Genomic DNA, 22,313 nt, shown 5'->3' with positions numbered 1-22,313 from the left:
TCTGCTGACGCATCGCATCGGTAATGGGAGCGCGGGAAGTGTCCAGGGAGGGCCATCCGCTGCTACCAAGAGATACGCTTGATTTTTTGATCCAAGAATAGATCCAAGCGCGTCGATGGGGTTCAAAAACACCCTTGAAATCAACAGCATGCGGCGAAAACGTCACCTCTGCATCGGGCAGTAGCAGCGCAGGAAGCGATTCACTCCACCCGGATCCGGTGCTGCAAGTCTCGCTGTTTCACGTGGAACACGTCTGAAGGGGGGCTTGCCGCTGGTGTTCCCGGTGCCGCAGTTTCTCTGAATACGTACTGGGCATCCGGCTTCGGCAGACCTGTGAATACGTCGGAACGGTCGACCTCGCAGGGATGGCGCACGGGGCGGGGCGCTGTGCGTAGCGGCGTAGGCTCCGTATGAAGCCCGGTTGCCGGGCCTTGGGCAAACTACGTGCCGGGAGGGCGTGTTTCACGTGAAACACACGGCGGAATCGAAATGGGGACGGAGATGGATGGAGATGAACTGCTGGCGGAGGAGGGCCTGCTGATCGAGCGGTTGGCGGACGATGCGGGCTACTTCCTCCGTGGCGGGCGATTGCTGGAGCGTCTGCGCACGCCCCATCAGGAGATCGAGGTGTGGGACACGCCGCGCTTCGGCCGCTTGTTCCGGCTCGACGGCTGCTTCATGACCTCCGAGTGCGATGAATTCCACTACCACGAAAACCTGGCGCATGTGGCCGGCGTCGCCCATCCTTGCCCTCGCCGGACCCTGGTCCTCGGGGGTGGGGATGGCGGCTCGGCGGAGGAGTTGCTGAAGCATCCGTCCATCGACCGAGTGGTGGTCGTCGAGCTTGACGCCGGTGTGGTCGATATCGCGCGGCGCCATCTGCAAGCGGTGCATCGTGGCGCGCTGGACGATCCGCGGGTTGAACTGCGCATCGGGGACGGCATGGCCCATGTCGAGGCCATGCGCGGGCAGCCGGCGGCGGATGCGTTCGATTTGATCGTGTTCGATCTGACCGATCCCGTCGGCGCGGCGAAGCCATTGTTCTCCGCCGCCTTCTTCGGCGCCTGCCGGGCCTTGCTGGCGCCGGGAGGGACGCTGAGCCTGCAACTGGGCAGTGCATATTTCCAGCGTGATCAGGTCGCCTCGGTGCTGCGGGAGCTGCGCACGGCGTTCGGCGTGGTTCGGCCCTATCTCGCCTATGTTCCGCTGTACGGCAGCCTGTGCGTCTTCGCCGTGGCGTCCGACACGCTCGATCCGGCCGCGCTCGGCGCCGGAGAGGTCGATGCGCGCATTGCGGCACGCCGGCTGGAAGGGCTTCGGCACTACAATGGGGCGGTCCATTGCGCGCAATTCGCATATCCAAATCATCTGCGCGGCCTGCTCGCATGAAGCGGCCACGCGACCTTTGCAGGAAAGTCGTTCTACCGTGACCCGTCCTTCCGCGCCGTCGACGCGCACGCACGATTCCGCTCCTCGCCGTCCCCGTCCGTCGCCCGTGCGGCTGCCCGCCGACAGCCTGGGCTACGCCCTGCAGGCGTCGGCGCGCCTCGTCGCGGAGGTGCTCGACGGCGCGAACCTCACCGACGGCTTCGAGCGGATGCAGCAGGCGCATCCCGACTGGGCCGAAGGCACGCGCGGCGCGGTGCGCGACCTCGCATGGTCGACGCTGCGCGAATATGGCCGCGGCGATGCGGTGCTGCGGCATCTGCTGCACGCCCCGCCGCCTTCCTTCGTGCGGGCCTTGCTGCTGGTGGCGGTGCATCGGCTGGGGCAACGTCCCGAGCAGGCGCATACCGTCGTCGATCAGGCAGTCCAGGCCGTGGCGGCGGAGATGCCGGGGATGCGGGGCATGGTCAATGCCGTGCTGCGCAATGCGCTGCGGCAGAAGGCGTCATGGGCGGACTGGATCGGAGTCGACGAAGCGGCCCGCCATGCGCATCCGCGGTGGTGGCTGGAAAGGCTGCGGCGATCCCATCCGGAGCGGTGGGAGGCTGTGCTCGATGCCGGCAACCAGCATCCGCCGATGGCGCTGCGCGTGAATCGCCGCCGCATGACGGTGGATGAGGCGCTCGCGATGCTGCAGCAGGCCGGCGTGCCCGGGCACCGGCTGGAGAACGACGCGGTGCTGCTCGAGCGGCCGGTCGCGGTGGCGCGCCTGCCCGGCCACGGCGAAGGGCTGCTGTCGGTGCAGGACGCCGGCGCGCAGTGGGCGGCCAGGCTGCTGGACGCCCGCGACGGCGAGCGCGTGCTGGACGCTTGCGCCGCACCCGGCGGCAAGAGCGCTCATCTGCTCGAGCGCGCCGATGTCGATCTGCTGGCACTGGAACTCGATCCGCAGCGTGCGGAGCGCATCGGGCGCAACCTGGCGCGCCTCGGCCTTGCCGCGCAGGTGAGGGTCGCCGACTGCCGCGACCTGCACGCGTGGTGGGACGGGCGGCCGTTCGACCGCATCCTCGCCGACGTGCCGTGTTCGGCGTCCGGCGTGGCGCGCCGCCATCCCGACATCAAGTGGCTGCGCCGCGACGAGGACATCGGCCGCTTCGCCGCGCAGCAGGCGGAGATCCTCGATGCGCTTTGGCAGACGCTGGCGCCCGATGGCACAATGCTTTACGTCACCTGTTCGGTATTCGACGAAGAAAACCGGCTGCAGATCGCGCGTTTCCGCGCCCGCCACGGCGACGCCGAACAGCTTCCGATCGACAACCGCCCCGACTGCCAGCTCTTCCCCAATGCCGAACATGACGGCTTCTACTTCGCCCTGCTGCGCAAGTCTCGCTGAACGCATGCGGCGCTGGCTGTGCGCCGTGGTGCTGATGTGCGCCACTTTCGCGTCCTGCGCCGAGGAGGCGCTCATCCGCAGCGCCGAGATCGTGCCCGGCGACGGCGGCTACGTGCTGAACGCGGACATCGATCTCGAACTCAACTCGCGTCTCGCCGATGCCGTGACCCGCGGCGTGTCGCTGTACTTCGTCGCCGAACTGCGCATCGAGCGTCCGCGCTGGTACTGGCTCAACGAACTCGTCGTCGACCGCACGCTCGACTACCGCCTGCACTACAACGCCATCACGCGCAGCTATCGCCTGTCCATCGGCAGTTTCCAGCAGAGCTTCGACAGTCTCGATGCCGCCGTGCGCACGATGCTGCGCATCCGCAACTGGCAGGTCGCGGGCAGCGACGAACTCCGGCCCGGGGTGTCGCACCAGGTCGCGCTGCGCTTCCAGCTCGACACCTCCCAACTGCCCAAGCCTTTCCAGGTCACCGCCATCGGCAGCCGCGACTGGGATCTCGGCACGGAGTGGGTGCGATGGACCTTCCTGCCCGGCGCGGCCGCCTCCCGATGAAGCGGATCGCACTCGTCGTCGCTGCCGCGCTGGCCGCGATCTCGCTGTTCCTGCTGACGTCCGCGAGTTCGAACACCGACCTGTTCGCCGGCAGCTATCCCTACCTGCTCGGCCTCAACGGCGCGGTGGTCGTCGCCCTGGCGGCGCTGGTCGGCCTGCAGTTGCACATGTTGTGGCGCGAGTATCGTCAGCGGCAGTTCGGCTCGCGGCTCAAGTACCGGCTGGTGCTGATGTTCGCGCTGATGGGACTGCTGCCGGGCTTCGTGGTGTATGCGGTGTCCCTGCAGTTCGTGGTGCGCAGCATCGAATCGTGGTTCGACGTGCGCGTCGATGCCGCGCTCGAGGGCGGCATCGCGCTGGGGCAGAAGGCGCTCGACTTCCTCGTCGGCCAGGTGCACGAAAAGGCCGAAGGCATGGCGCTCGTGCTGGAGGGCAACGACCCGGTGCCGTCGGCGCTGCTCAACCGCCTGCGCGAACAGGCCGGCGTCGCCAGCGCGACGGTGATCGGCATCAACGGGCAGATCGTCGCCAGCGCGGTGGATTCGGCCGGCACCCTGCTGCCGGACCTGCCGACCGCGACGCAACTGCGGCAGGCGCGGCAGACGCTGAGCCTGCACGCGGTGGAGACGCAGCCCGACGGCCGGCTGGTGATCCGGGTGATCGTGCCCATCCCGATGCGCACGCTGGCGGGCGAGACGCACCTGCTGCAGCTCACCCAGCCCGTCCCCGAGACCTTTGGCCACAACGCGGAGGCGGTGCAGGAAGCCTATCGCGAGTACCAGCAATTGACGCTCGGGCGCGTCGGCCTCAAGCGCATCTACACGTTGACGTTGACGCTGACGATGCTGCTCGCCCTGCTGGCGGCGGTGGCGGTGGCCTTCATCATGGCGCGCCGGCTCGTCGCACCGCTGCTGATCCTGGCCGAAGGCACGCAGGCGGTGGCGCAGGGGGACTTCAGTCCGCGCCAGGCGCTGCCGGCCCGCGACGAGCTGGGCGTGCTGACCCAGTCGTTCAACCAGATGACGCGCCAGCTCGAGGATGCGCGCGCCGCGACCGACCGCAGCCGTGCCGCGGTGGAAGCGGCGCGGGTCTATCTGGAGAGCGTGCTGGCCAACCTGTCCACCGGCGTGCTCGCCTTCGCGGCCGACGGCACGCTGCGTGCGGCCAACCATGGCGCGCTGGCCATCCTGGACGACGATCTCGCCGGCTTCGAGGATATCCCGCTGGCCGAGTGGCCGCGCCACCAGGTGCTGCGCGACGCACTCGTCGACGGCTTCGCGGCGAACGAGGGGGACTGGCAGGCGCAGATCGAGCTGCCGGTGAAGGACAGCGCTCCGCTCACGCTGCTCATCCATGGCTCGCGCCTGCCGCAGAGCGGCGGGGGCGGATCGGTGGTGGTGTTCGACGACATCTCGCGCCTCATCGCCGCGCAGCGCACCGCGGCATGGGCCGAGGTGGCACGTCGCCTGGCGCACGAGATCAAGAATCCGCTGACGCCGATCCAGTTGTCCGCCGAGCGCCTGGCCTTCAAGCTCGCCGACCGCCTCGACGACGACGGCCGCGAGATGCTGGAGCGCTCGACGCGGACCATCGTGAACCAGGTCGAGGCGATGAAGAACCTGGTCAATGCCTTCCGCGATTACGCGCGGCTGCCCGCGCCGCAACTTGCCGCGGTGGACCTGAATGCGCTGATCCGCGAGGTGCTGAATCTCTACGAAAGCGCGGCCGGGCGCATCCGGCTGGAACTGGCGCAGGACCTGCCGCCGGTGCAGGGCGATGCCACGCAGATTCGACAGGTGATCCACAATTTGCTGCAAAATGCCCAGGATGCGCTGAACGGCGACGAGGACGGCGAGATGCAGGTGATCACCCGCCGCGAAGGCGAGCGTGCGCTGCTGCTGTTCCGTGACAACGGCCCGGGCTTCCCGGCGGAAGTGCTGACACACGCCTTCGAACCCTATTTCACCACCAAGTCGCGGGGCACCGGCCTCGGCCTGGCGATGGTGAAGAAGATAGTCGATGAGCACGGTGGCGAGGTCAGGCTGGCGAACCGCGACGGCGGTGGCGCCGAGGTACGCATCCGCCTGCGTCTGGCTGCAACGAGTGGTGACAACTGAAAGATGGCAAAAATACTAATCGTTGACGACGAAGTGGGTATCCGCGAGCTGCTGTCCGAGATCCTGCGCGACGAGGGGCATGACGTGCTGCTCGCCGAGAACGCCGCCGCGGCGCGTGCGGCGCGCAACGCCCTGCGCCCCGACATGGTGCTGCTCGACATCTGGATGCCCGACACCGACGGCATCACGCTGCTGAAGGAGTGGGCTGCCAGCGGCCAGTTGACGATGCCGGTGGTGATGATGTCGGGCCACGGCACGATCGATACCGCGGTCGAGGCGACCCGCATCGGCGCGATCGACTACCTCGAGAAGCCGATCGCGCTGCAGAAGCTGCTGGCGGCAGTGAAGCGCGGGCTGCAGCGCCCGCAGCCGGCTGGCACGCCGGCGCCGCTCACGCTGGCAGCCTTCACCCGCTCGGTGCCGCTGCGCGAGCTGCGCCGCCGCGTCGAGCAGATCGCGGTGAATTCGCGCGTGCTGCTGCTGCGCGTGGGCGCGGGCAGCCTGGCCGAGCTGGTCGCGCGCAGCGTGCAGGCAAGCGGTGCGCCGTGGCTGGACCTTGCCGCGGTGACCGCGCCGCTCGACCTGAACCAGTTGCAGGCAACGCAGGGCGGCGTGCTGTTCGTCGGCGAGCTTGCGCGCCTGTCGCGCGCGCAGCAGAAGAACCTGGCCTTCGCGCTCGACCGGCTGGACCGCTACGACCTGCGCCTGGTGGCGGCCACCGACCGCAGCCTCGATGCGCTGCTGGCCGAGGGCTGGGAAGAGTCGCTGGTGTCGCGCCTGTTCGAGGTCAGCCTGGCGCCGCCCTCGATCGCCGACGTGAAGGACGACCTGCCCGAACTCGCCAGCCAGATCCTGCTGCATCTGGTCGAGGGCGGCGAGGTGCCGCTGCGCCGCTTCTCGACGGCGGCGCTCAACCAGTTGCGCAATCTCGGCTGGCCGGGCGGCTACGCCGAGCTGCGCGCGGCGGTGAAGTCGCTCGCGCTGGGTACGCTGGAGGAGGAGATCGGCGTCGCCGACGTGCGCCGGCTGCTCGCCCCGTCGCATGACGTCGGCATGACGGGTGTCCCGCTCGACCAGCCGCTGCGCGAGGCGCGCGAAGCCTTCGAGCGGCTGTATTTCGAGCATCACCTGCGCCTGGAGGGCGGCAACATGACCCGCCTCGCCGAAAAGACCGGGCTCGAGCGCACCCACCTCTACCGCAAGCTCAAGCAGCTCGGCCTGCAGGCCGGCCGGCGCCATGAGGAAGGCTGAGCGGGCGCCTGCCGGCGCTCGCGTTGTTGCGCTGCAACAACCCGCTTCGGGGCGAGTCCCGGGCGTGTAACATTGCCGGCCAAACGCCAGTCGGGATTCTCGGGTGAAGATCATCATTCTCGGCGCCGGCCAGGTCGGCGCGTCGGTGGCAGAAAACCTGGTGTCGGAGGCCAACGACATCACCCTCGTCGATACCAGCGCCGAGCATCTCGCGGTGCTGCGTGAGCGTCTCGAGATCCGTACCGTATGCGGCAATGCGGCATCGCCGACGGTGCTGAAGGACGCCGGCGCCGACGATGCCGACCTGCTGATCGCCGTCACCCAGTCCGACCAGACCAACCTGTGCGCCTGCCGCATCGCCAAGGTGCTGTTCAACCTCCCGACGCGCATCGCGCGGCTGCGCTCCACCGACTACGTCGACCACCCCGAACTGCTCGACGACGACAATTTCGCGGTGGATTTCTCGATCTGCCCCGAGCAGGTCGTCACCGATCACATCAAGCGCCTGATCTCCTTCCCCGAGGCGCTGCAGGTGCTCGAGTTCGCCGACGGCGTGGTCAGCCTGATCTGCATGCGCGCGTTCGAAGGCGGCCCGCTGGTGGGGCATCCGCTGAAGGCGCTGCGCTTCCACCTGCCCAACGTGGAGGCCCGCATCGCCGCCATCTATCGCGAGGGCGAGCCCATCATGCCCGAGGGCGACACGGTGATCATGCCTGGCGACGAGGTGTTCTGCCTCGCGGCGACGGTGCATATCCGGCAGGTGATCGGTGAGCTGCGCCGCGGCGACCGGCCGATGCGGCGCATCATCATCGCCGGCGGCGGCAACATCGGCCTGCGGCTCGCACGCTCCATCGAGCAGGACTATCACGTCAAGATCGTCGAGAGCAACGCCGCCCGCGCCGAGACGGTGGCGACGCAGCTCAAGCGCGCGCTGGTGCTGCGCGGCGACGCCACCGACGAGAAGCTGCTCGAGGCCGAGGGCATCGACGAGACGGACCTCTTCGTCGCGCTGACCAACGACGAGGAAGACAACATCATGTCGGCCTCGCTCGCCAAGCGCATGGGGGCGCATCGCACGCTGGCCCTGATCAACCGCAAGAGCTACGTCGACCTCGTGCAAGGCGGGCCGATCGACATCGCCATCTCGCCGGCGCACACCTCCATCGGCACGCTGCTCGCCCATGTGCGGCGCGGCGACGTGGTCGCGGTGCACAGCCTGCGCCGCGGCGCGGCCGAGGCGCTGGAGATCATCGCCCACGGCAACCCGAAGGATTCCAAGGTGGTGGGGCGGCCGATCGAGGACGTGGCGCTGCCCGTGGGCGCGACCATCGGCGCCATCGTGCGCAACGTCAAGCGCGAGGACGGCAAGATCATCCGCCGCGAGGTCATCATTCCGCACCACGACACGGTGATCCGCGAGAACGACCACGTGATCGTCTTCTGTACGCACAAGAAGCTGGTGCGCAAGGTCGAGAAGCTGTTCCAGGTCGGCTTCGCCTTCCTCTGATCGGTCCCCGCCCGCATGCGCGCCTACCATCCCGCCCTGAATGCGCTCGGCCTGATCATCATGATCTTCGGGCTGCTGATGACCGTCCCGCTGGCCGTGTCCTACAGCCTGGACGAGGGCATCCGCTTCCGCGACTCGATCATCATCACCTTCCTCGTCGGCCTGCTGCTGTGGGTGGTGACGCGGTGCGCACGGCGCGACCTGCGGGTGCACGACGGCTTCCTGCTGGTGGCGGCGACGTGGGTCGGCCTGCCGGTGTTCGGCGCCCTGCCCCTGCTGCTCAACATCCCGGGCCTCTCCGCCACCGACGCCTATTTCGAGGCGGTGTCCGGGCTCACCGCCACCGGCGGCACGGTGCTGACGCGGCTCGACGACCTGCCGATCTCGCTCAACCTGTGGCGCACCTTCATGCACTGGATCGGCGGCATGGGCGTGATCGTGCTGGTGGTGGCGATCCTGCCGCTGCTGGGCATCGGCGGGCGGCAGTTGTTCAAGGCCGAGGTGCCGACGCCGATGAAGGAGTCCAGCCTGACGCCGCGCATCACCGAGACGGCGAAGGGGCTGTGGGTGACCTACATGCTGCTCACGCTCGCCTGCGGGTTGTCGCTGTGGTGGGCGGGGCTCGGCCCGTGGGACGCGGTGATCCATGCATTCTCGGTCACGGGCCTGGGCGGCTTCTCGAGCAAGGATGCCTCGCTGGCCTATTTCGACAACGTCGCGGTGGAAGCGGTCGCCGCCGGCTTCGCGCTGCTGTCGGGGCTCAATTTCGCCACCCACTACATGGCCCTCGCGCGGCGCTCGCCGCTGCCTTACTGGCGCGACCCCGAACTGCCGTTCTACTTCGGCGTGCTCGCCTTCAGCATCGTGATGCTGACGCTCTACCTGATGCAGACCGAAGCGCATGCCGACCTGCTGACCACCCTGCGCTACGTGGCGTTCCACGTGGTGTCGATCTCCACCTCGCTGGGCCTGTCGACCTACGACTACACCCACTGGCCGATGTTCGCGCAGACCTGGGTGCTCTTCCTCGGCAGCTTCGTGGCCTGCTCGGGCTCGGCCGGCGGCGGGATCAAGATGATGCGGGCGATGATCCTGTACAAGCAGGTGCTGCGCGAGATCGTGCGCTCGCTGCATCCCAACGTGGTGGTGCCGGTGCGCATCGGCGAGCAGCCGGTGCCGGAGGGCATCCTGCATGCGGTGCTGGGCTTCAGCTTCATGTACATGGTGTCCATCGTGTCGCTGACGCTGCTGCTGTCGGCCAGCGGCCTGGAACTGATCACCGCGTTTTCGGCGGTGGTGGCCTGTCTCAACAACACCGGTCCGGGGCTGGAGGCGGTGGGGCCGGCCTCCAACTACCAGGCGCTCGCCGACTTCCACAAGTGGGTGCTGTCGTTTGCGATGATCCTCGGCCGCCTCGAGATCTTCACGCTGCTGGTGGTGCTGACGCCCGCCTTCTGGCGGCGCTGAGGCGCTCCTGCCGGACGGCGGCGGCACGCCGATGACCCGCTCGGGCCGGCGACGGGCGATAATCACGGTCTGTCCCGCCCGCGAGGGGCGATCCGAGGATCCGACGTGAGCCGTCTGAAAAACGATACTTTCCTGCGCGCCCTGCTGCGCCAGCCCACCGACTACACCCCCGTCTGGCTGATGCGCCAGGCCGGCCGCTACCTGCCGGAATACTGCGAGACGCGCAGGCGCGCGGGCAGCTTCCTGCAACTGTGCAAGAGTCCGGCGCTCGCCTGCGAGGTCACGCTGCAGCCGCTGGCCCGCTACGACCTCGACGCGGCCATCCTGTTTTCCGACATCCTCACCGTGCCCGACGCCATGGGGCTTGGCTTGTACTTCGCCGAAGGCGAGGGCCCGCGCTTCGAGCGCCCGCTGCGCGACGAATGGGAGATCCGCAACCTGTCGGCGCCCGATCCGCACGCCGAGCTGCAGTACGTGATGGATGCGGTGGCCGAGATCCGCCGCGCCCTCGACGGCAGCGTTCCGCTGATCGGCTTCTCCGGCAGCCCGTGGACGCTGGCCTGCTACATGGTGGAGGGCGGCTCGTCCGACGACTATCGGCGGATCAAGACGATGGCATACAGCCGCCCCGATCTGCTGCATCACATCCTGGACGTCACCGCGCAGGCGGTGGTGACGTACCTGAACGCCCAGATCGAAGCGGGCGCGCAGGCGGTGATGGTGTTCGATTCGTGGGGAGGCGTGCTGTCGGAAGCGGCCTACCGCGAGTTCTCGCTGCGCTACCTGGAGCGGGTGGTGTCCGGGCTCGTGCGCGAGCGCGACGGCCATCGCGTACCCAGCATCGTGTTCACGAAGGGCGGCGGCATCTGGCTGGAGTCCATCGCCGCGATCGGCAGCGATGCCGTCGGCCTGGACTGGACCATGGACATCGGCCGCGCCCGCGCCCTGGTGGGCGGCAAGGTCGCGCTGCAGGGCAACCTGGACCCGTCCATCCTGTTCGCGCCGCCCGAGGTGGTGGCGGCCGAGGCCCGGCGGGTGCTGGATGCCTACGGTCCGCATCCGGGCCACGTGTTCAACCTCGGGCACGGCATCTCGCAGTTCACGCCGCCCGACAACGTGCGCGTGCTGGTCGACACGGTGCATGAGCACAGCCGCACGCTGCGCACCGCCGAGGGCCGCTGAAACCGCGTGGCGGCGGGCGGGTGTCCCGCACGCGGGCTGTCAAGCAAAAAATCGAACATCGGGTGCTTGACTTATGCACAATCGCCGGTTCCAGCGTGCCGATGCCGGTCCGCTGCCGGTGATAGGTAGCGCATTTTTCAAGCCATTGAATTTAAAGGGTTTAAGAAATGCGCAATGTTAAGGCGAAGTGACAGAAGGGCTTGTGCCGCGCGGGATTGAGCGCGATTCACCCAGCTTTCCCACAAAGTTGTCCACAGCTTTTGTGGACAAGCCATTAGGGTTATGCCGGACAATTCCTTAGGCCCGATTTCCGCTGTCCGACATCAACAAGCTTCCGCAAGCTGTTGAATTTTCTGGATTTTACCTTTCACGCCCGCTTCCGGCATGCCCTACGTCCGCGTCGCGCTTCCTGTCCCCATACCGCAGGTCTTTGATTACATAGCGGAAGATGCCGGAGAGACGGACATCGGACGCTGCGTGCGGGTGCCGTTCGGGCGCGGCGAGAAGAGCGGCCTGATCGTTGCGCTGTCCGCCGCGGCCGAGGTGGACGCGGCACGGCTCAAGCCGGTGCTGCACATCCAGCGCGAAGTGCCGCCCCTGCCGCAAGACTGGCTCGGGCTCGTCGATTTCGTCGCGCGCTACTACCATGCGCCGCTCGGCGAGGTGGTCGCCCTCGCTCTGCCCCCGGGCCTGCGGCGCGCCGATGGTGTCAGCGGCGAGGACGAGGACCCGCTGCTCGTGGTTTCCGACGCCGGCTGGTCCGCACTGCAGGCGGTGCGCCGCGACAGCAAGGCGCTGACCCTGCTGCGCGAGCTTGCGGCGACGGGCGCGCCCATGCGGCGCAGCGTGGTGCGCGAACTGCCGCAGGGCGCCGCCGTCGGCGATGCGCTGCGCCGTGGCTGGCTGGCGCCGGCTCCGGCGGCGGGCGGGCGCGAACGGATGGCCGCCGCGCCGGCGCTGACGGCCGAGCAGTCCGCGGTGATCGGCGAGGTGTCCGCGGCGCCCCCCGGTTTTCGCGCCTGGCTGCTGCAGGGCGTGACCGGCAGCGGCAAGACGGAGGTCTATCTGCGGCTGGCGCAGCAGGTGTTGGCGGGTGGCGGCCAGGTGTTGATGCTGGTGCCGGAGATCGCGCTCACGCCGCAGCTCGAGCGCCGCGTCGCGCAGCGTTTTCCGGCGGCGAACGTGGTCAGCCTGCATTCGGCGCTGGCTGCCGGAGCGCGTTCGCGCGGCTTCGTGCAGGCGCTGACCGGCCACGCCGACATCGTGCTCGGCACGCGGCTGGCGGTGTTCGCGCCGCTGCCGCGCCTCGGCCTGATCCTGGTCGACGAGGAACACGACGCCTCCTACAAGCAGCAGGAGGGCGTGCGGTATTCGGCGCGCGACGTCGCCGTGTGGCGCGCGCGCCAGCACGGCGTGTCGGTCGTGCTCGGCTCGGCCACGCCGTCGCTGGAGAGCTGGCATCACGCGCGCGGCGGGCGCTATGCGCCGCTCGCCCTGAACCAGCGCGCGGTGGCATCGGCGATGCCGGCGGTGCGCTGCATCGACACCCGGCGCCTGAGGCTGGACGAGGGCCTCAGCCCGGCGCTGCAGGCGGCGGTTGCGGCGCGGCTGGAACGCGGCGAGCAGAGCCTGGTGTTCCTCAACCGCCGCGGCTATGCGCCGGTCCTGTCGTGCCCGTCCTGCGGCTGGATCAGCCGCTGTCCGCACTGCTCCGCCAATCTCGTGGTGCATCTGGCCGACCGCCGGCTGCGCTGCCACCACTGCGGCTGCGACGGGCCGATTCCGCACGCCTGCCCGAGCTGCGGCGACCAGGACATCCGGCCCTTCGGCCGCGGCACGCAGCGCATCGAGGCGCGGCTGGCGGAGCTGTTTCCGCGGGCGCGCGTGCTGCGCGTCGACCGCGATGCGGCGCGCACCCGCGCCCAGTGGGAAAGCCTGCTGGCGACCATCGCCGACGGCGGCGCCGACATCCTCGTCGGCACCCAGATGATGGCCAAGGGCCACGACTTCCCGCAGCTCACCCTGGTCGGGGTGATCGGCGCCGACGCCTCGCTGCATGCCGCCGATTTCCGCGCGCCGGAACGCCTGTTCCAGCAACTGATGCAGGTCGGCGGCCGCGCCGGCCGCGGTGTGCTGCCGGGAGAGGTGCTGATCCAGACCGAATACCCGGCACACCCGCTGTACCAGCACCTGGCCCGGCACGACTTCGACGCCTTCGCCCGCATGGCGCTGCAGGAGCGGCGCGCGGCGGGTTTTCCACCCTTCACCCACCAGGCCATGCTGCGCGCCGACGCGCCGGCGCTGGACGACGCGGTGGAGTTCCTGCGCCACGCGCGCCGGCTGGCCGAGGAGCGCGCACCCGCGGGCCTGCGCCTGTACGACCCGGTGCCGATGCGGCTGACCCGCCTGGCACGGCGCGAACGGGCGCAACTGCTGGTCGAGGCGGACCACCGCGGGCCGCTGCAGACCTTTCTCGCCGACTGGGTCGCCCTGCTCTACCGCCAGCGCACCGCGCGCGAGTTGCGCTGGCAGATCGACGTCGATCCGCTGGACGTCTGAACGATCGTTTCCGGAGTCGAGCGCCGGGAAGCAGCCTGCTCCAGGGCCCGGGCGCGGAACGTGGCGCCGGGGTGGCCGGCGGCATTCGCACGCCGCCCATTGCGGCGAAAGCGCTCAGCCCAGCCGTTCCACCGCGTCGCGATAGCGATCCATCGCCTCTTCGCGGCTGGTGGAACTCACCTTCAGGTCGTTGACCAGGCCGTTCTCGAGGCTGTAGCACCAGCCATGCACGGTGACGCTCTGCCCGCGCGCCCAGGCTTCGCGCAGGATCGAGGTCTGGCAGACGTTGACCACCTGCTGCATCGCATTCAGCTCGCACAGGCGGTTCATCCGCGCCGCCGGCTCGTCGATCGCCGCCAGCTTCGCCTCGTGGCGGTCGCGCACGTCCTGGACGTGGCGCAGCCAGTTGTCGGTGAGGCCGGTGCGGTTGTCGTTGAGCGCAGCCTTGACCCCGCCGCAGCCGTAGTGGCCGACGACCAGCACGTGTTTCACGCGCAGGAACTCGACCGCATAGTGGATGACCGACAGCGCGTTGAGGTCGGTGTGCACGACGACGTTGGCGATGTTGCGATGGACGAAGACCTCGCCCGGTGCCAGGCCGATGATCTGGTTCGCCGGAACGCGGCTGTCGGAACAGCCGATCCACAGGTATTCCGGCGACTGCTGATTGACGAGGCGGCCGAAGAAGTCCGGGTCTTCCGCCTGCATGCGCTCGGACCACGCCTTGTTGTTGGCGAACAGATGATCGATCGACGTGTCGTTCATGGAAATCCCGTCGGGCGGTGCCCGGTTTCGATGCGGTGATTATGTGTTACCGCCTCCCCCTTGTCAGCAGCCGATGGTGCACCGCCGCACGCGGCGCCGCCGGGGAGCCGGGCAAGGGGCCGGCCCCGGCCGGGCCGTTGGGGCCGTCGCCTGCGCCGCGCTCACCAGACGCCGAGTTCGGCGAGCTGGCGCGTGGCCGCCTCGGCCCAGCCGCGGTTCGCCGTCGGGCTCGCCGGGCTCGGATGCAGCACGCGGCCGAAGCGCAGCGACTGCGCCGGTGCGCCGGCCAGCGCGGCGGCGGCGCGTTTCTCGGCCCAGGCGCCGATGCCGATCACCCACTCCGGCCGCAGCGTCTGCACCAGCGTGCGCAGATGCGCGTCGCAGGCCGCCAGCAGCGGGCGCTGCTCGGCCGCGGGCAGCTTGTCCGGGGTGAGGTTGCGGCCGTCCTCGAAGAAGACCAGCGGGCAGTAGTTGGCGACGAAGTGCTCGGCGAAGAAGGCTTCGGGTGTGCCGAAACGGTCGCGGAACAGGCCCCACAGCCGTTGTCCGCTCACTTCCGAGCGCCGGCAGGCGAAGCCTTCCACCGGGCGCCTGGGGTTCGGTTGCGCGGGCTGGCCGACGGGGCCTTCCAGGTCCAGCCAGTCGCGCACCGCCGGGATCTCGCCGAAGGGCACCCCGGTCTGCGCCATGCCGAAAGGGCCCGGATTCATGCCCACGAACACCATGCGCTTGCGCCCCTCGCCGTAGCGGCGCAGGTAGTGCTCGTGGATGTCGCGCGCGTAGTCGAGCGGGTTGTAGACGTGGGTGACGGGCGGCGCGAAGCGCAGGCCGTCCACGGCGGCGCACAGTTCGCGGGCGGCGGCGATCAGGGTAGCGGCGGTCATCGGTGCAATGGGCTCAGAACAGGTACTTGAACAGGTATAGCGCAGCCATGCCCGCGCCTATCGTCGCGAACACGCTGCGCGTGCGCCAGGCGACCAGTGCGGCGACCAGCGCCGCCCAGGTCTTGGGCGCCGCGGGATCGACGGCGACCTCGCCGCCATGCACGAACAGGGCGGTGGCGGTGAGCGCGGCGAAGCTGGCCGGGGCGATGTGGCGGCACAGGGCATGCAGCCAGGCCGGCAGATTGCGGCTGGCGAAGAGGCCGATCATCGCGTAGCGGTACAGGAAGGTCACCAGGCCGACGGCGACCAGCAGCGCGATCAGCGCGGTGGTGCTCATCGATTCTCTCCCCCGTTGCCGCGCCGCGCGGCCCACACGCCGGCGACCAGTCCCAGCAGGATGGCCGCCACCAGGCCGAGCTTGTACGGCAGCGCGGCGAAGGCCAGCGCACCCAGGGCGGCCGCGAGTGCCGCCGCCTGCCCGGCCCGTTCGCGCAGCAGCAGCGTCAGGAGCGCGATGAAGGTCAGCGGCACGGCGAAATCGATGTCCCACTCGGGCGGGATGGTGGCGCCGAACAGCAGGCCGGCCGCGGTGGAAAGCTGCCAAGTGGCCCACAGCGTGAGGCCGCAGCCGAGGAAGTACCAGTGATGCAGATCGCCCGCCGGCCGGGCGCCGGGCGTCATGTCCGCTCCGCCCCGTCCGGCCGTTGCCGTCTGGTAGCGCAGGATCGCCACCGCGTAGGCTTCGTCGGTCAGCAGGTAGGCCAGCAGCAGGCGCCAGCGCCGCGGCAGGTGGCGCACGTGATCGGCGACCGAGGCGCTGTACAGCACGTGGCGCAGGTTCAGCAGCGCGGCGGTGAGCCCGATCGGCAGCGCCCCGGCTGCCGCGGCCAGCATCTGCACGATCACCAGTTGCGCTGCGCCGGCGAAGACCACCGCCGAGGTGAGCTGCGCCAGCCAGGCCGGCATGCCGGCGGCCAGCGCGCCGATGCCGTACAGCATGCCGAAGGGCACCACGCCCAGTTGCAGCGGCGCCTCGTCCCGGCAGCCGGCGAGGAATTCGCGCAGCCGCGTGCGCTGCGCGGCGGTTCCGGCAATGTCCGTCAATCGTCCGCTCCCGCCGCCGCCTGCGGCCTGCCCAGGCGGCCGAGCGCATCGCGCAGCCACCACACCATGACCACGCCTGGCACCGCGACCACGATGGAAAAGACGAAGAAGGCCGGCCAGCCGATGCTCTGCGACAGCACGCCGGACAGCGGGCTCACGTAGATGCGCCCCACCGCGGCGAAGGCCGACAGCATCGCGTAGTGGGTGGCGGTGAAGCGCTGGTTGCACAGCCCCATGAGCAGCGCGACGAAGGCCACCGTGCCCATGCCGCCGCTGATGTTCTCGCCGGCGATCACCGCCAGCAGCAGCCAGTCGAGCGCGGCCGGCGCGGCGATCGATACGATGCCCCAGTCGAAGGCCGGCACCATGACCTCGCCCCACGCCCCCTTGCCCAGTTGCGCCAGCAGGTAGAAGCCGAAGTTCGACACCAGTTGCAGCACGCCGAACAGCAGCAGCGAGCGGTACAGCGCCAGCCGCGTCATGATCATCCCGCCGATGAAGGCGCCGAGGATGGTGAGCCAGATGCCGATGACCTTGTTGGCGATGCCCACCTCTTCCTGCGCGAAGCCCATGCCCTTGATCAGGAAGGGCGTGGTCAGGCTGCCGGCGAAGGCGTCGCCGAGCTTGTACAGGATGATCAGCGCGAGGAAGGCGGCCGCGCCCTGCTGCTCGAAGTAGCTCGACAGCGAGCGGTTCAGCGTCTCGAAGCCGGCGCGCCGCGCCGCCCAGGCCGCCAGCGGCAGCGCCAGCGCGATCTCGGCGAGCACGAACAGCAGTTGCACCCATTTGTTGGCGTCGTCCGGGTCCAGCCCGATCTGGACCAGGATCTGGCGCGCGATCCAGTAACCGGCGGCAACGCCGGCCAGCATCGCGGCGAAGCCGGCGAGTTCGCGCCTCGGGTCCGAATCCAGCGGCCGCAGCGCCGCCGGCACGCGCGGCAGGGCCAGCAGAGACACCAGGCCGCAGCCCAGCATGATGAGCGCCATGGTTTCGTAGACGCGCGGCCACGATGCCCACTGCCCGGCCCAGATCAGCGCGATGCCGCCCGACACGATCATCGCCAGGCGGTAGGCGAACACATGCACCGAGGCGCCCAGGCCGCGCTCCTCCTCGGGCAGCAGGTCGGTGCGGTAGGCGTCGACGACGACGTCCTGCGAGGCCGACAGGAAGGCGATCATCACCGCGGCGGCGGCGAACAGGCCCGGCGTGGTGCTCGGCGACAGGCTGCCCATCCACCACAACAGCGCGGCGAGCGCGAGCTGGGTCAGCGCCAGCCAGCCGCGGCGGCGCCCGAGCAGCGGCGGCTCGAAGCGATCCATCAGCGGCGCCCACAGGAACTTGAACGTGTAGGGCACGCCCACCAGGCCGAAGAAGCCGATGGTGGCCAGATCCACGCCGTCCACGGTCAGCCATGCCTGCATCGCCTGGCCGGTCAGCGCCAGCGGCAGGCCGGAGGCGAAGCCGAGCACCAGGATGGCCGCCAGCCGCCAGCCGCGGCCCAGGGTGTGCGCCGTCATGGACGCGCCCCGCGGGGCGGGGGGCGCCATCGGCAGGCGGGAACGGCGGACGGGGGCGACAAGGCGATCGCCTGCGGGTGGCGCGCGGCGCAAAGGGGCACGGGCAGGTTCGGCATGGAGGAAAGGCGCGATTATCCCAGATTGGCCGCACCGCTGCGGTGCGCGATGGATGGCGCGCCGGCGCGCGGGCCATGGCCGCGCCGCACAATTCGATACGTTTCTTGCCTCGCCGCGGTGCCGTGCCAACAATGCGCCATCGACCGGGATGGGTCGCATGGAGGAGAAGCGTCATGTCGTATCAAGTGATCGTGTCGTTCGGCGCCGGCCGCGAATACGAGTTCGCCGTTCACGACGCCGAGGTGGCCGGCCTCACCAAGGACCAGGCGCGCGCCTGGCTGGCGCAGGAATTCGATGCCCTGGAATGCACGCCGTCCAATCCGATGGGCAAGGTGCTGGTGCTCGACATGATCCTCAACGTCGCCAAGTACGGCGGCGAACCGCGCTTCCAGCAGGCGGGCGACTGGGCGCGGCAGTTCGCGCGCGCCGCCGCCGCCGTGCTCGAACGCCCGGCGATCCGCGTCGATGTGAAGGGTTTCGTCGTCGGTTGAGCGCGGGTGCCGCGGCGGTGCCGGGATCAGGTAGCGCGCCCTGCCGCCGCGGCGTGCAGCAGGCCGAGCAGCGGTTCCACGTCCGGCTCGCCACGCGCATCGGCCGCCAGCAGCCGCAGGCGGACGGTCGGCGGCCTGCGGTTCGGGCTGTCGGCGGCGACCGTCTGCCACAGGCGCCGCACGCTCGCCTCGAGGAAGGCGCGGTCGGTGGTCGCATCGATCAGGAACACGACCCGCGCCAGCGGCACGGTGTCCAACAACTGCTGCAGTTCATACCGGCAACCCTGGTTGGCGGGCGAGAAGCTGCGCAGGTCCATCAGCACCGCATCGGCGGTGGCCGCGAGCCGGCGCATCGCCGCCTGCCAGGTGTCGGCGTGGCAGAAGAACTCATTGACGCGGTGGCGGCCGTCCGGATCGGGACCGAGCGCACGCGCTTGCAGCCGCCGGGCCAGGTCGGCGTCGTCGCGCACGAACTGGCGCGACAGGCGGCCGCCGACGAAGTCGAGGAATTCGTGCGGTTCCACCGTCGTCGTGGCGAGGTCGGGCCCGGCGATCAGGCTGATGTCGCCGGCGCGCAGCCAGCGCGCCGTCAGCGCGTCGAACAGCCGCTCGCTGCGCGCACCGAGCGCGAAGACCCGCAGCAGCAGCAGTGACGGCGCCCGGCCCCGGGCGCGGCCGAGGCCGGCGCACCGATGGCCGCCCAGCGTCGCCAGCTTGCAGGCGGCGAAGGCGACGAGGCCGGTGAAGACCCACAGGATGCCCTCGAAGGCGAAGCCGATCGACTGCACCACGCCGAACAGCAGCCACATCGCATCCAGCGTCAGCGTCTGATCGCCGGTGCGGCGCTCGCGGTGCAGGCGACCCAGCCATTGCAGCCATTTCCAGCCGGCAGCGGCGGCCAGCACGGTGCCGGCGAGCATGATCGCGAAGAAGGTGCCGGTGCCGTCCAGCCCGAACAGCAGGCCGGCGCCGACGGCCGCGCGCATGGCCGCCTCGCTTTCGCCGATCAGGCTCACCGCGACCTGCGAACCGGCGACCGCCGTCACCATGAAGGCGAGCACCAGCGGACCGACCGCCCGCACGCGGCGGCGCAGGAAGGCGAACAGCAGTAGGGTCGGCGGCGCATTCACGAGCAGCCAGAAGCCCGCCGCCTGGCCGGCGGTGAAGTCGGGATTGCGCGCCAGCGCCACCAGCGCGACGACGGACAGCAAGGCCAGGTAGGCGCCCGCCAGCAGCAGCCGCTGGCGCCGCGACGCGGCGGCGATGATGCCGACCGCCAGCACCGCCGGCCAGGCATGGCACGCCAGCAGCCACAGGAAGCGCACCGGCGGCAGGCCGGAGTCGGCGAGGACCGCCATCCACGCCGCGGCGAAAGCGGACGCGTAGGCGAGGCCGCCGGCGATCTGCACGCCGACGGCCCGGCGCAGCGACGCCGCGGCCCGGCTCTGCGCATCGGTGGGGGCGTCCGTTGCGGCGGCGGGGGAAAACTCGAGTCCGGCGGGAGGCGGTGGCGGGGCGGGAGGCGGCGTGTCCGGCTGGCCGTCTGCTCTCGCCGCGCCGCGTTCGGCCATCGAGCGCAGCACCGCGCGCCGGTAGAGCGCCAGCAGGGCCAGTGCAACCGGGGCGGTGAGCGCCGCGGCCGCCAGCACGACGAAGGGCAGCATGCCGGTGGCGATCAGGGTTGCGCCGGTCGCATCTGCCATGGCGGCTTTCTCCACCCGCGAACGTTCGGGCCAGGCTCCGGAAGGGCTGGCTTCAGTATAGGCACAGGCGCCGCCGCGCCGGCTCCGCCGCAGCGGGCAGGACGGGCGACGGCGCTTTCACCGCGCCCGCGGCGGCGATATCAGCCGATGCGGCCGAGCCGGTACACCGCGACGCTGGCGAGGAAGTTCGGCTCGTCCAGCACCAGCTTGCCGTCGTCGAAGGCCAGCCGCTCATGGACCGCGATGCCGTTCATCTCGCACAGCGCGTCGAAGTCGGCGATGGTGAAGAAGCGCACGTTGGGCGTGTTGTACCACTGGTGCGGCAGGCTCTCCGACACCGGCATGCGGCCGTTGAGGATGCTCTGGCGATGGCGCCAGTAGCCGAAGTTGGGGAAGCTCACCACCGCCTCGCGGCCGACGCGCAGCATCTCGGACAGGATGCCCTGGGTGTTCTGCATCGCCTGCAGCGACAGGCTCATGATGACGTGGTCGAAGAAGCCGTTCTCGATACCGGTGAGGCCCTTCTCCATGTCCATCTGGATCACGTTGATGCCGCTGCGGATGCAGCTCACCAGCTTGTCGGGATCGTTCTCGACGCCGTAGCCCCGCACCTGGCGCACGTCCATCAGGTGCTTGAGCAGGCTGCCGTCGCCGCAGCCGAGGTCGAGCACCTTCTCGCCGGGCTCGATCCACTGCGTGATCACGTCGTAGTCGTAGCGGTAGGCGGTCATCGTCACACCTCGATGCGGTCGAACCAGGCGCCGAGCAGCGCGTGGTAGCGCGCGTCGTCGAGCAGGAAGGAGTCGTGGCCGGCGGCGCTGTCGATCTCCGCGTAGCTGACGTCGCGCCGGTTGTGCAGCAGCGCATAGACGATCTCGCGCGAGCGCTCCGGCGAAAAGCGCCAGTCGGTGCTGAACGACACCACCAGGAAGCTGGCGGCGGCGCGGGCCAGCGCCGCGTTCAGGTTGCCGCCGTGCTCGAAGGCGGGGTCGAAGTAGTCCAGCGCCTTGGTCGTCAGCAGGTAGGTGTTGGCGTCGAAGAAGCCGGCGAACTTGTCGCCCTGGTAGCGCAGGTAGGACTCGATCTCGAACTCGACGTCGTAGCTGAACACCGTCTTGCCGTGGCGCAGGCTGCGGCCGAATTTCTCCGCCATCGCGTCGTCCGACAGGTAGGTGATGTGGCCGATCATGCGCGCCAGGCGCAGGCCGCGCTCCGGCACCACGCCGTGCTCGTAGTAGTGGCCGCCGTGGAAGTCCGGGTCGGTGAGGATGGCCTGGCGCGACACCTCGTTGAAGGCGATGTTCTGCGCGGTGAGCTTGGGCGCCGAGGCGATCACCGCGGCGTTGCCCACGCGGTCGGGGTACTGCAGCGTCCACGACAGCGCCTGCATGCCGCCCAGGCTGCCGCCGATCACCGCGGCGAAGCGCTCGATGCCGAGCCGGTCCGCCAGCCGCGCCTGGGCATCCACCCAGTCCTCGACGGTGACGAAGGGAAAGTCCGCTCCCCACAGCCTGCCGGTGGCCGGATTCACCGTGTTGGGGCCGGACGAGCCGTAGCAACTGCCGAGGTTGTTCACCCCGATGACGAAGAACTTGCGCGTATCGAGCGGCTTGCCCGGGCCGACGAGGTTGTCCCACCAGCCGCTGCTGCCGGGCTCGCCGGCATGGGTGCCGGCGACGTGGTGCGAGCCCGAAAGCGCGTGGCACACCAGCACCGCGTTGCTGCATGCGGCGTTGAGGGCGCCGTAGGTTTCGTACACCAGCTCGTAGTCGTTCAGCGTGCCGCCGCTGCGCAGCGGCAGAGGCTCGGCGAAGCGCGCCTTCTGCGGCACGACGATGCCGACGGATTGAGGTTGGATCATGATCGTCATCTGGAAAACAAAAACCCAGCCGGCTTCTAAACGCGGACTGGGCTGCCCTCGCTTTAGCCGTATTTATTGAGCGCCCGCAAGCTGTCGGTTCAAATCGGCGCTGAGTGGCCGAAAGTAGCGCCGCGCCCGGGAAAAGTCAAACCGGCGGCGTGATAAGATTTTCGTCCGTCCCCGTTTCGCACGCTCCTCGTCACCATGATCCAGGTCACCCTCAACGGCCAGCGCGAAGCGCTGCAACCCGATCTCACCGTGCTCGCCCTGCTCGACGCCCGCGGCCTCGCCGGCAAGCGGCTGGCGGTGGAACGCAACGGCGAGATCGTGCCCAAGGCGCGGCACGCCGAGGTGAAGCTCGCCGACGGCGACAGGCTCGAAATCGTCGTCGCGGTCGGAGGGGGCTGAGCGCGCGCGCCTCCCCTGCCCGGCCGGCCGACGCCGGTT

The 22,313-nt window shown here is 69.6% G+C and carries 19 protein-coding genes; 11 read left to right on the top strand and 8 right to left on the bottom strand.

The features are described from left to right. The first annotated feature begins 501 nt into the window (after positions 1 to 501). The 9 genes from speE (at position 502) to CCZ27_RS19860 (ending at position 13,424) form a co-directional block, all read left to right on the top strand. On the top strand, positions 502 to 1,389 hold the full coding sequence (gene speE, locus CCZ27_RS19900; protein WP_096451103.1) for a polyamine aminopropyltransferase: 888 nt from the start codon (positions 502 to 504) through the stop codon (positions 1,387 to 1,389). Between the two features lie 106 nt (positions 1,390 to 1,495). Beyond that, positions 1,496 to 2,779 carry a 16S rRNA (cytosine(967)-C(5))-methyltransferase RsmB gene (gene rsmB / locus CCZ27_RS19895; RefSeq protein ID WP_385961451.1) on the top strand — a complete coding sequence of 428 codons (1,284 nt, stop codon included), beginning with the start codon at positions 1,496 to 1,498 and terminating at the stop codon, positions 2,777 to 2,779. Positions 2,780 to 2,783: 4 nt separating this feature from the next. Further along, the gene (locus tag CCZ27_RS19890; RefSeq protein ID WP_232516477.1) at positions 2,784 to 3,341 is read left to right on the top strand and encodes a DUF4390 domain-containing protein; all 558 of its coding nucleotides are present in this window, start codon (positions 2,784 to 2,786) and stop codon (positions 3,339 to 3,341) included. Further along, positions 3,338 to 5,458, top strand: a complete 2,121-nt coding sequence (locus tag CCZ27_RS19885; RefSeq protein WP_096452814.1) for a sensor histidine kinase — start codon at positions 3,338 to 3,340, stop codon at positions 5,456 to 5,458. Before CCZ27_RS19890 ends, CCZ27_RS19885 begins: the two co-directional genes overlap by 4 nt. 3 nt (positions 5,459 to 5,461) lie before the next feature. Next, complete coding sequence (locus CCZ27_RS19880; RefSeq protein WP_096451097.1) at positions 5,462 to 6,709, top strand: sigma-54-dependent transcriptional regulator; 1,248 nt, start codon at positions 5,462 to 5,464, stop codon at positions 6,707 to 6,709. A gap of 103 nt (positions 6,710 to 6,812) precedes the next feature. After that, positions 6,813 to 8,216, top strand: a complete 1,404-nt coding sequence (gene trkA, locus CCZ27_RS19875) for a Trk system potassium transporter TrkA (RefSeq protein WP_096451095.1) — start codon at positions 6,813 to 6,815, stop codon at positions 8,214 to 8,216. Between the two features lie 15 nt (positions 8,217 to 8,231). Beyond that, positions 8,232 to 9,683 carry a TrkH family potassium uptake protein gene (locus tag CCZ27_RS19870; RefSeq protein WP_096451093.1) on the top strand — a complete coding sequence of 484 codons (1,452 nt, stop codon included), beginning with the start codon at positions 8,232 to 8,234 and terminating at the stop codon, positions 9,681 to 9,683. Between the two features lie 105 nt (positions 9,684 to 9,788). Further along, complete coding sequence (gene hemE / locus CCZ27_RS19865) at positions 9,789 to 10,865, top strand: uroporphyrinogen decarboxylase (RefSeq protein ID WP_096451091.1); 1,077 nt, start codon at positions 9,789 to 9,791, stop codon at positions 10,863 to 10,865. Between the two features lie 384 nt (positions 10,866 to 11,249). Beyond that, on the top strand, positions 11,250 to 13,424 hold the full coding sequence (locus CCZ27_RS19860) for a primosomal protein N' (RefSeq protein ID WP_096451089.1): 2,175 nt from the start codon (positions 11,250 to 11,252) through the stop codon (positions 13,422 to 13,424). A 114-nt stretch (positions 13,425 to 13,538) separates the two neighbouring features. Here the strand turns inward: CCZ27_RS19860 and can are convergent, their stop codons facing one another. The 5 genes from can to CCZ27_RS19835 form a co-directional block, all read right to left on the bottom strand. Further along, a complete protein-coding gene (gene can, locus CCZ27_RS19855) occupies positions 13,539 to 14,189 on the bottom strand; it encodes a carbonate dehydratase (protein ID WP_096451087.1) in 651 nt (216 codons plus the stop codon). A gap of 161 nt (positions 14,190 to 14,350) precedes the next feature. Next, positions 14,351 to 15,073: a uracil-DNA glycosylase family protein gene (locus CCZ27_RS19850; RefSeq protein WP_096451085.1), complete on the bottom strand. Its 723-nt coding sequence runs from the start codon at positions 15,071 to 15,073 to the stop codon at positions 14,351 to 14,353. A 13-nt stretch (positions 15,074 to 15,086) separates the two neighbouring features. Beyond that, on the bottom strand, positions 15,087 to 15,410 hold the full coding sequence (locus CCZ27_RS19845) for an AzlD domain-containing protein (RefSeq protein ID WP_096451083.1): 324 nt from the start codon (positions 15,408 to 15,410) through the stop codon (positions 15,087 to 15,089). Continuing rightward, the gene (locus CCZ27_RS19840) at positions 15,407 to 16,177 is read right to left on the bottom strand and encodes an AzlC family ABC transporter permease (protein ID WP_232516476.1); all 771 of its coding nucleotides are present in this window, start codon (positions 16,175 to 16,177) and stop codon (positions 15,407 to 15,409) included. Before CCZ27_RS19840 ends, CCZ27_RS19845 begins: the two co-directional genes overlap by 4 nt. After that, entirely contained in the window at positions 16,174 to 17,694 is a 1,521-nt protein-coding gene (locus tag CCZ27_RS19835; protein WP_096451081.1) for an AmpG family muropeptide MFS transporter, read from the bottom strand. Before CCZ27_RS19835 ends, CCZ27_RS19840 begins: the two co-directional genes overlap by 4 nt. Before the next feature lie 290 nt (positions 17,695 to 17,984). Here CCZ27_RS19835 and CCZ27_RS19830 point away from each other — a divergent pair, with 290 nt between their 5' ends. Then, positions 17,985 to 18,302 carry a hypothetical protein gene (locus tag CCZ27_RS19830; protein WP_096451079.1) on the top strand — a complete coding sequence of 106 codons (318 nt, stop codon included), beginning with the start codon at positions 17,985 to 17,987 and terminating at the stop codon, positions 18,300 to 18,302. 26 nt (positions 18,303 to 18,328) lie between these two features. On the opposite strand, the gene CCZ27_RS19825 is transcribed toward CCZ27_RS19830, so the two are convergent. The 3 genes from CCZ27_RS19825 to metX all read right to left on the bottom strand — a co-directional run bounded on the left by CCZ27_RS19825 (position 18,329) and on the right by metX (position 21,866). Further along, positions 18,329 to 20,005 carry a hypothetical protein gene (locus CCZ27_RS19825; RefSeq protein WP_096451077.1) on the bottom strand — a complete coding sequence of 559 codons (1,677 nt, stop codon included), beginning with the start codon at positions 20,003 to 20,005 and terminating at the stop codon, positions 18,329 to 18,331. 140 nt (positions 20,006 to 20,145) lie between these two features. Further along, the gene (gene metW / locus CCZ27_RS19820) at positions 20,146 to 20,736 is read right to left on the bottom strand and encodes a methionine biosynthesis protein MetW (protein ID WP_096451075.1); all 591 of its coding nucleotides are present in this window, start codon (positions 20,734 to 20,736) and stop codon (positions 20,146 to 20,148) included. Positions 20,737 to 20,738: 2 nt separating this feature from the next. Continuing rightward, positions 20,739 to 21,866, bottom strand: a complete 1,128-nt coding sequence (gene metX, locus CCZ27_RS19815; RefSeq protein ID WP_096452810.1) for a homoserine O-succinyltransferase MetX — start codon at positions 21,864 to 21,866, stop codon at positions 20,739 to 20,741. A 204-nt stretch (positions 21,867 to 22,070) separates the two neighbouring features. Between metX and thiS the strand changes: the two genes are divergently transcribed. Further along, positions 22,071 to 22,274, top strand: coding sequence for a sulfur carrier protein ThiS (thiS, locus tag CCZ27_RS19810; RefSeq protein WP_096451073.1), 204 nt, complete (start codon positions 22,071 to 22,073; stop codon positions 22,272 to 22,274). The last annotated feature ends 39 nt before the right edge of the window (positions 22,275 to 22,313 follow it).

Source organism: Thauera sp. K11 (assembly GCF_002354895.1).
GTDB lineage: Bacteria > Pseudomonadota > Gammaproteobacteria > Burkholderiales > Rhodocyclaceae > Thauera > Thauera sinica.
This window is presented reverse-complemented; position numbering and strand designations above follow the sequence as displayed.

What these genes read in the sequence shown, in the direction of transcription:
- speE (WP_096451103.1), top strand. Translation starts at nt 502, where the DNA reads ATGGATGGAGATGAACTGCTGGCGGAGGAGGGCCTGCTGATCGAGCGG.
- CCZ27_RS19890 (WP_232516477.1), top strand. Translation starts at nt 2,784, where the DNA reads ATGCGGCGCTGGCTGTGCGCCGTGGTGCTGATGTGCGCCACTTTCGCG.
- CCZ27_RS19885 (WP_096452814.1), top strand. Translation starts at nt 3,338, where the DNA reads ATGAAGCGGATCGCACTCGTCGTCGCTGCCGCGCTGGCCGCGATCTCG.
- CCZ27_RS19880 (WP_096451097.1), top strand. Translation starts at nt 5,462, where the DNA reads ATGGCAAAAATACTAATCGTTGACGACGAAGTGGGTATCCGCGAGCTG.
- CCZ27_RS19870 (WP_096451093.1), top strand. Translation starts at nt 8,232, where the DNA reads ATGCGCGCCTACCATCCCGCCCTGAATGCGCTCGGCCTGATCATCATG.
- CCZ27_RS19860 (WP_096451089.1), top strand. Translation starts at nt 11,250, where the DNA reads ATGCCCTACGTCCGCGTCGCGCTTCCTGTCCCCATACCGCAGGTCTTT.
- can (WP_096451087.1), bottom strand. Translation starts at nt 14,189, where the DNA reads ATGAACGACACGTCGATCGATCATCTGTTCGCCAACAACAAGGCGTGG.
- CCZ27_RS19850 (WP_096451085.1), bottom strand. Translation starts at nt 15,073, where the DNA reads ATGACCGCCGCTACCCTGATCGCCGCCGCCCGCGAACTGTGCGCCGCC.
- CCZ27_RS19845 (WP_096451083.1), bottom strand. Translation starts at nt 15,410, where the DNA reads ATGAGCACCACCGCGCTGATCGCGCTGCTGGTCGCCGTCGGCCTGGTG.
- CCZ27_RS19835 (WP_096451081.1), bottom strand. Translation starts at nt 17,694, where the DNA reads ATGACGGCGCACACCCTGGGCCGCGGCTGGCGGCTGGCGGCCATCCTG.
- CCZ27_RS19830 (WP_096451079.1), top strand. Translation starts at nt 17,985, where the DNA reads ATGTCGTATCAAGTGATCGTGTCGTTCGGCGCCGGCCGCGAATACGAG.
- CCZ27_RS19825 (WP_096451077.1), bottom strand. Translation starts at nt 20,005, where the DNA reads ATGGCAGATGCGACCGGCGCAACCCTGATCGCCACCGGCATGCTGCCC.
- metW (WP_096451075.1), bottom strand. Translation starts at nt 20,736, where the DNA reads ATGACCGCCTACCGCTACGACTACGACGTGATCACGCAGTGGATCGAG.
- metX (WP_096452810.1), bottom strand. Translation starts at nt 21,866, where the DNA reads ATGATCCAACCTCAATCCGTCGGCATCGTCGTGCCGCAGAAGGCGCGC.
- thiS (WP_096451073.1), top strand. Translation starts at nt 22,071, where the DNA reads ATGATCCAGGTCACCCTCAACGGCCAGCGCGAAGCGCTGCAACCCGAT.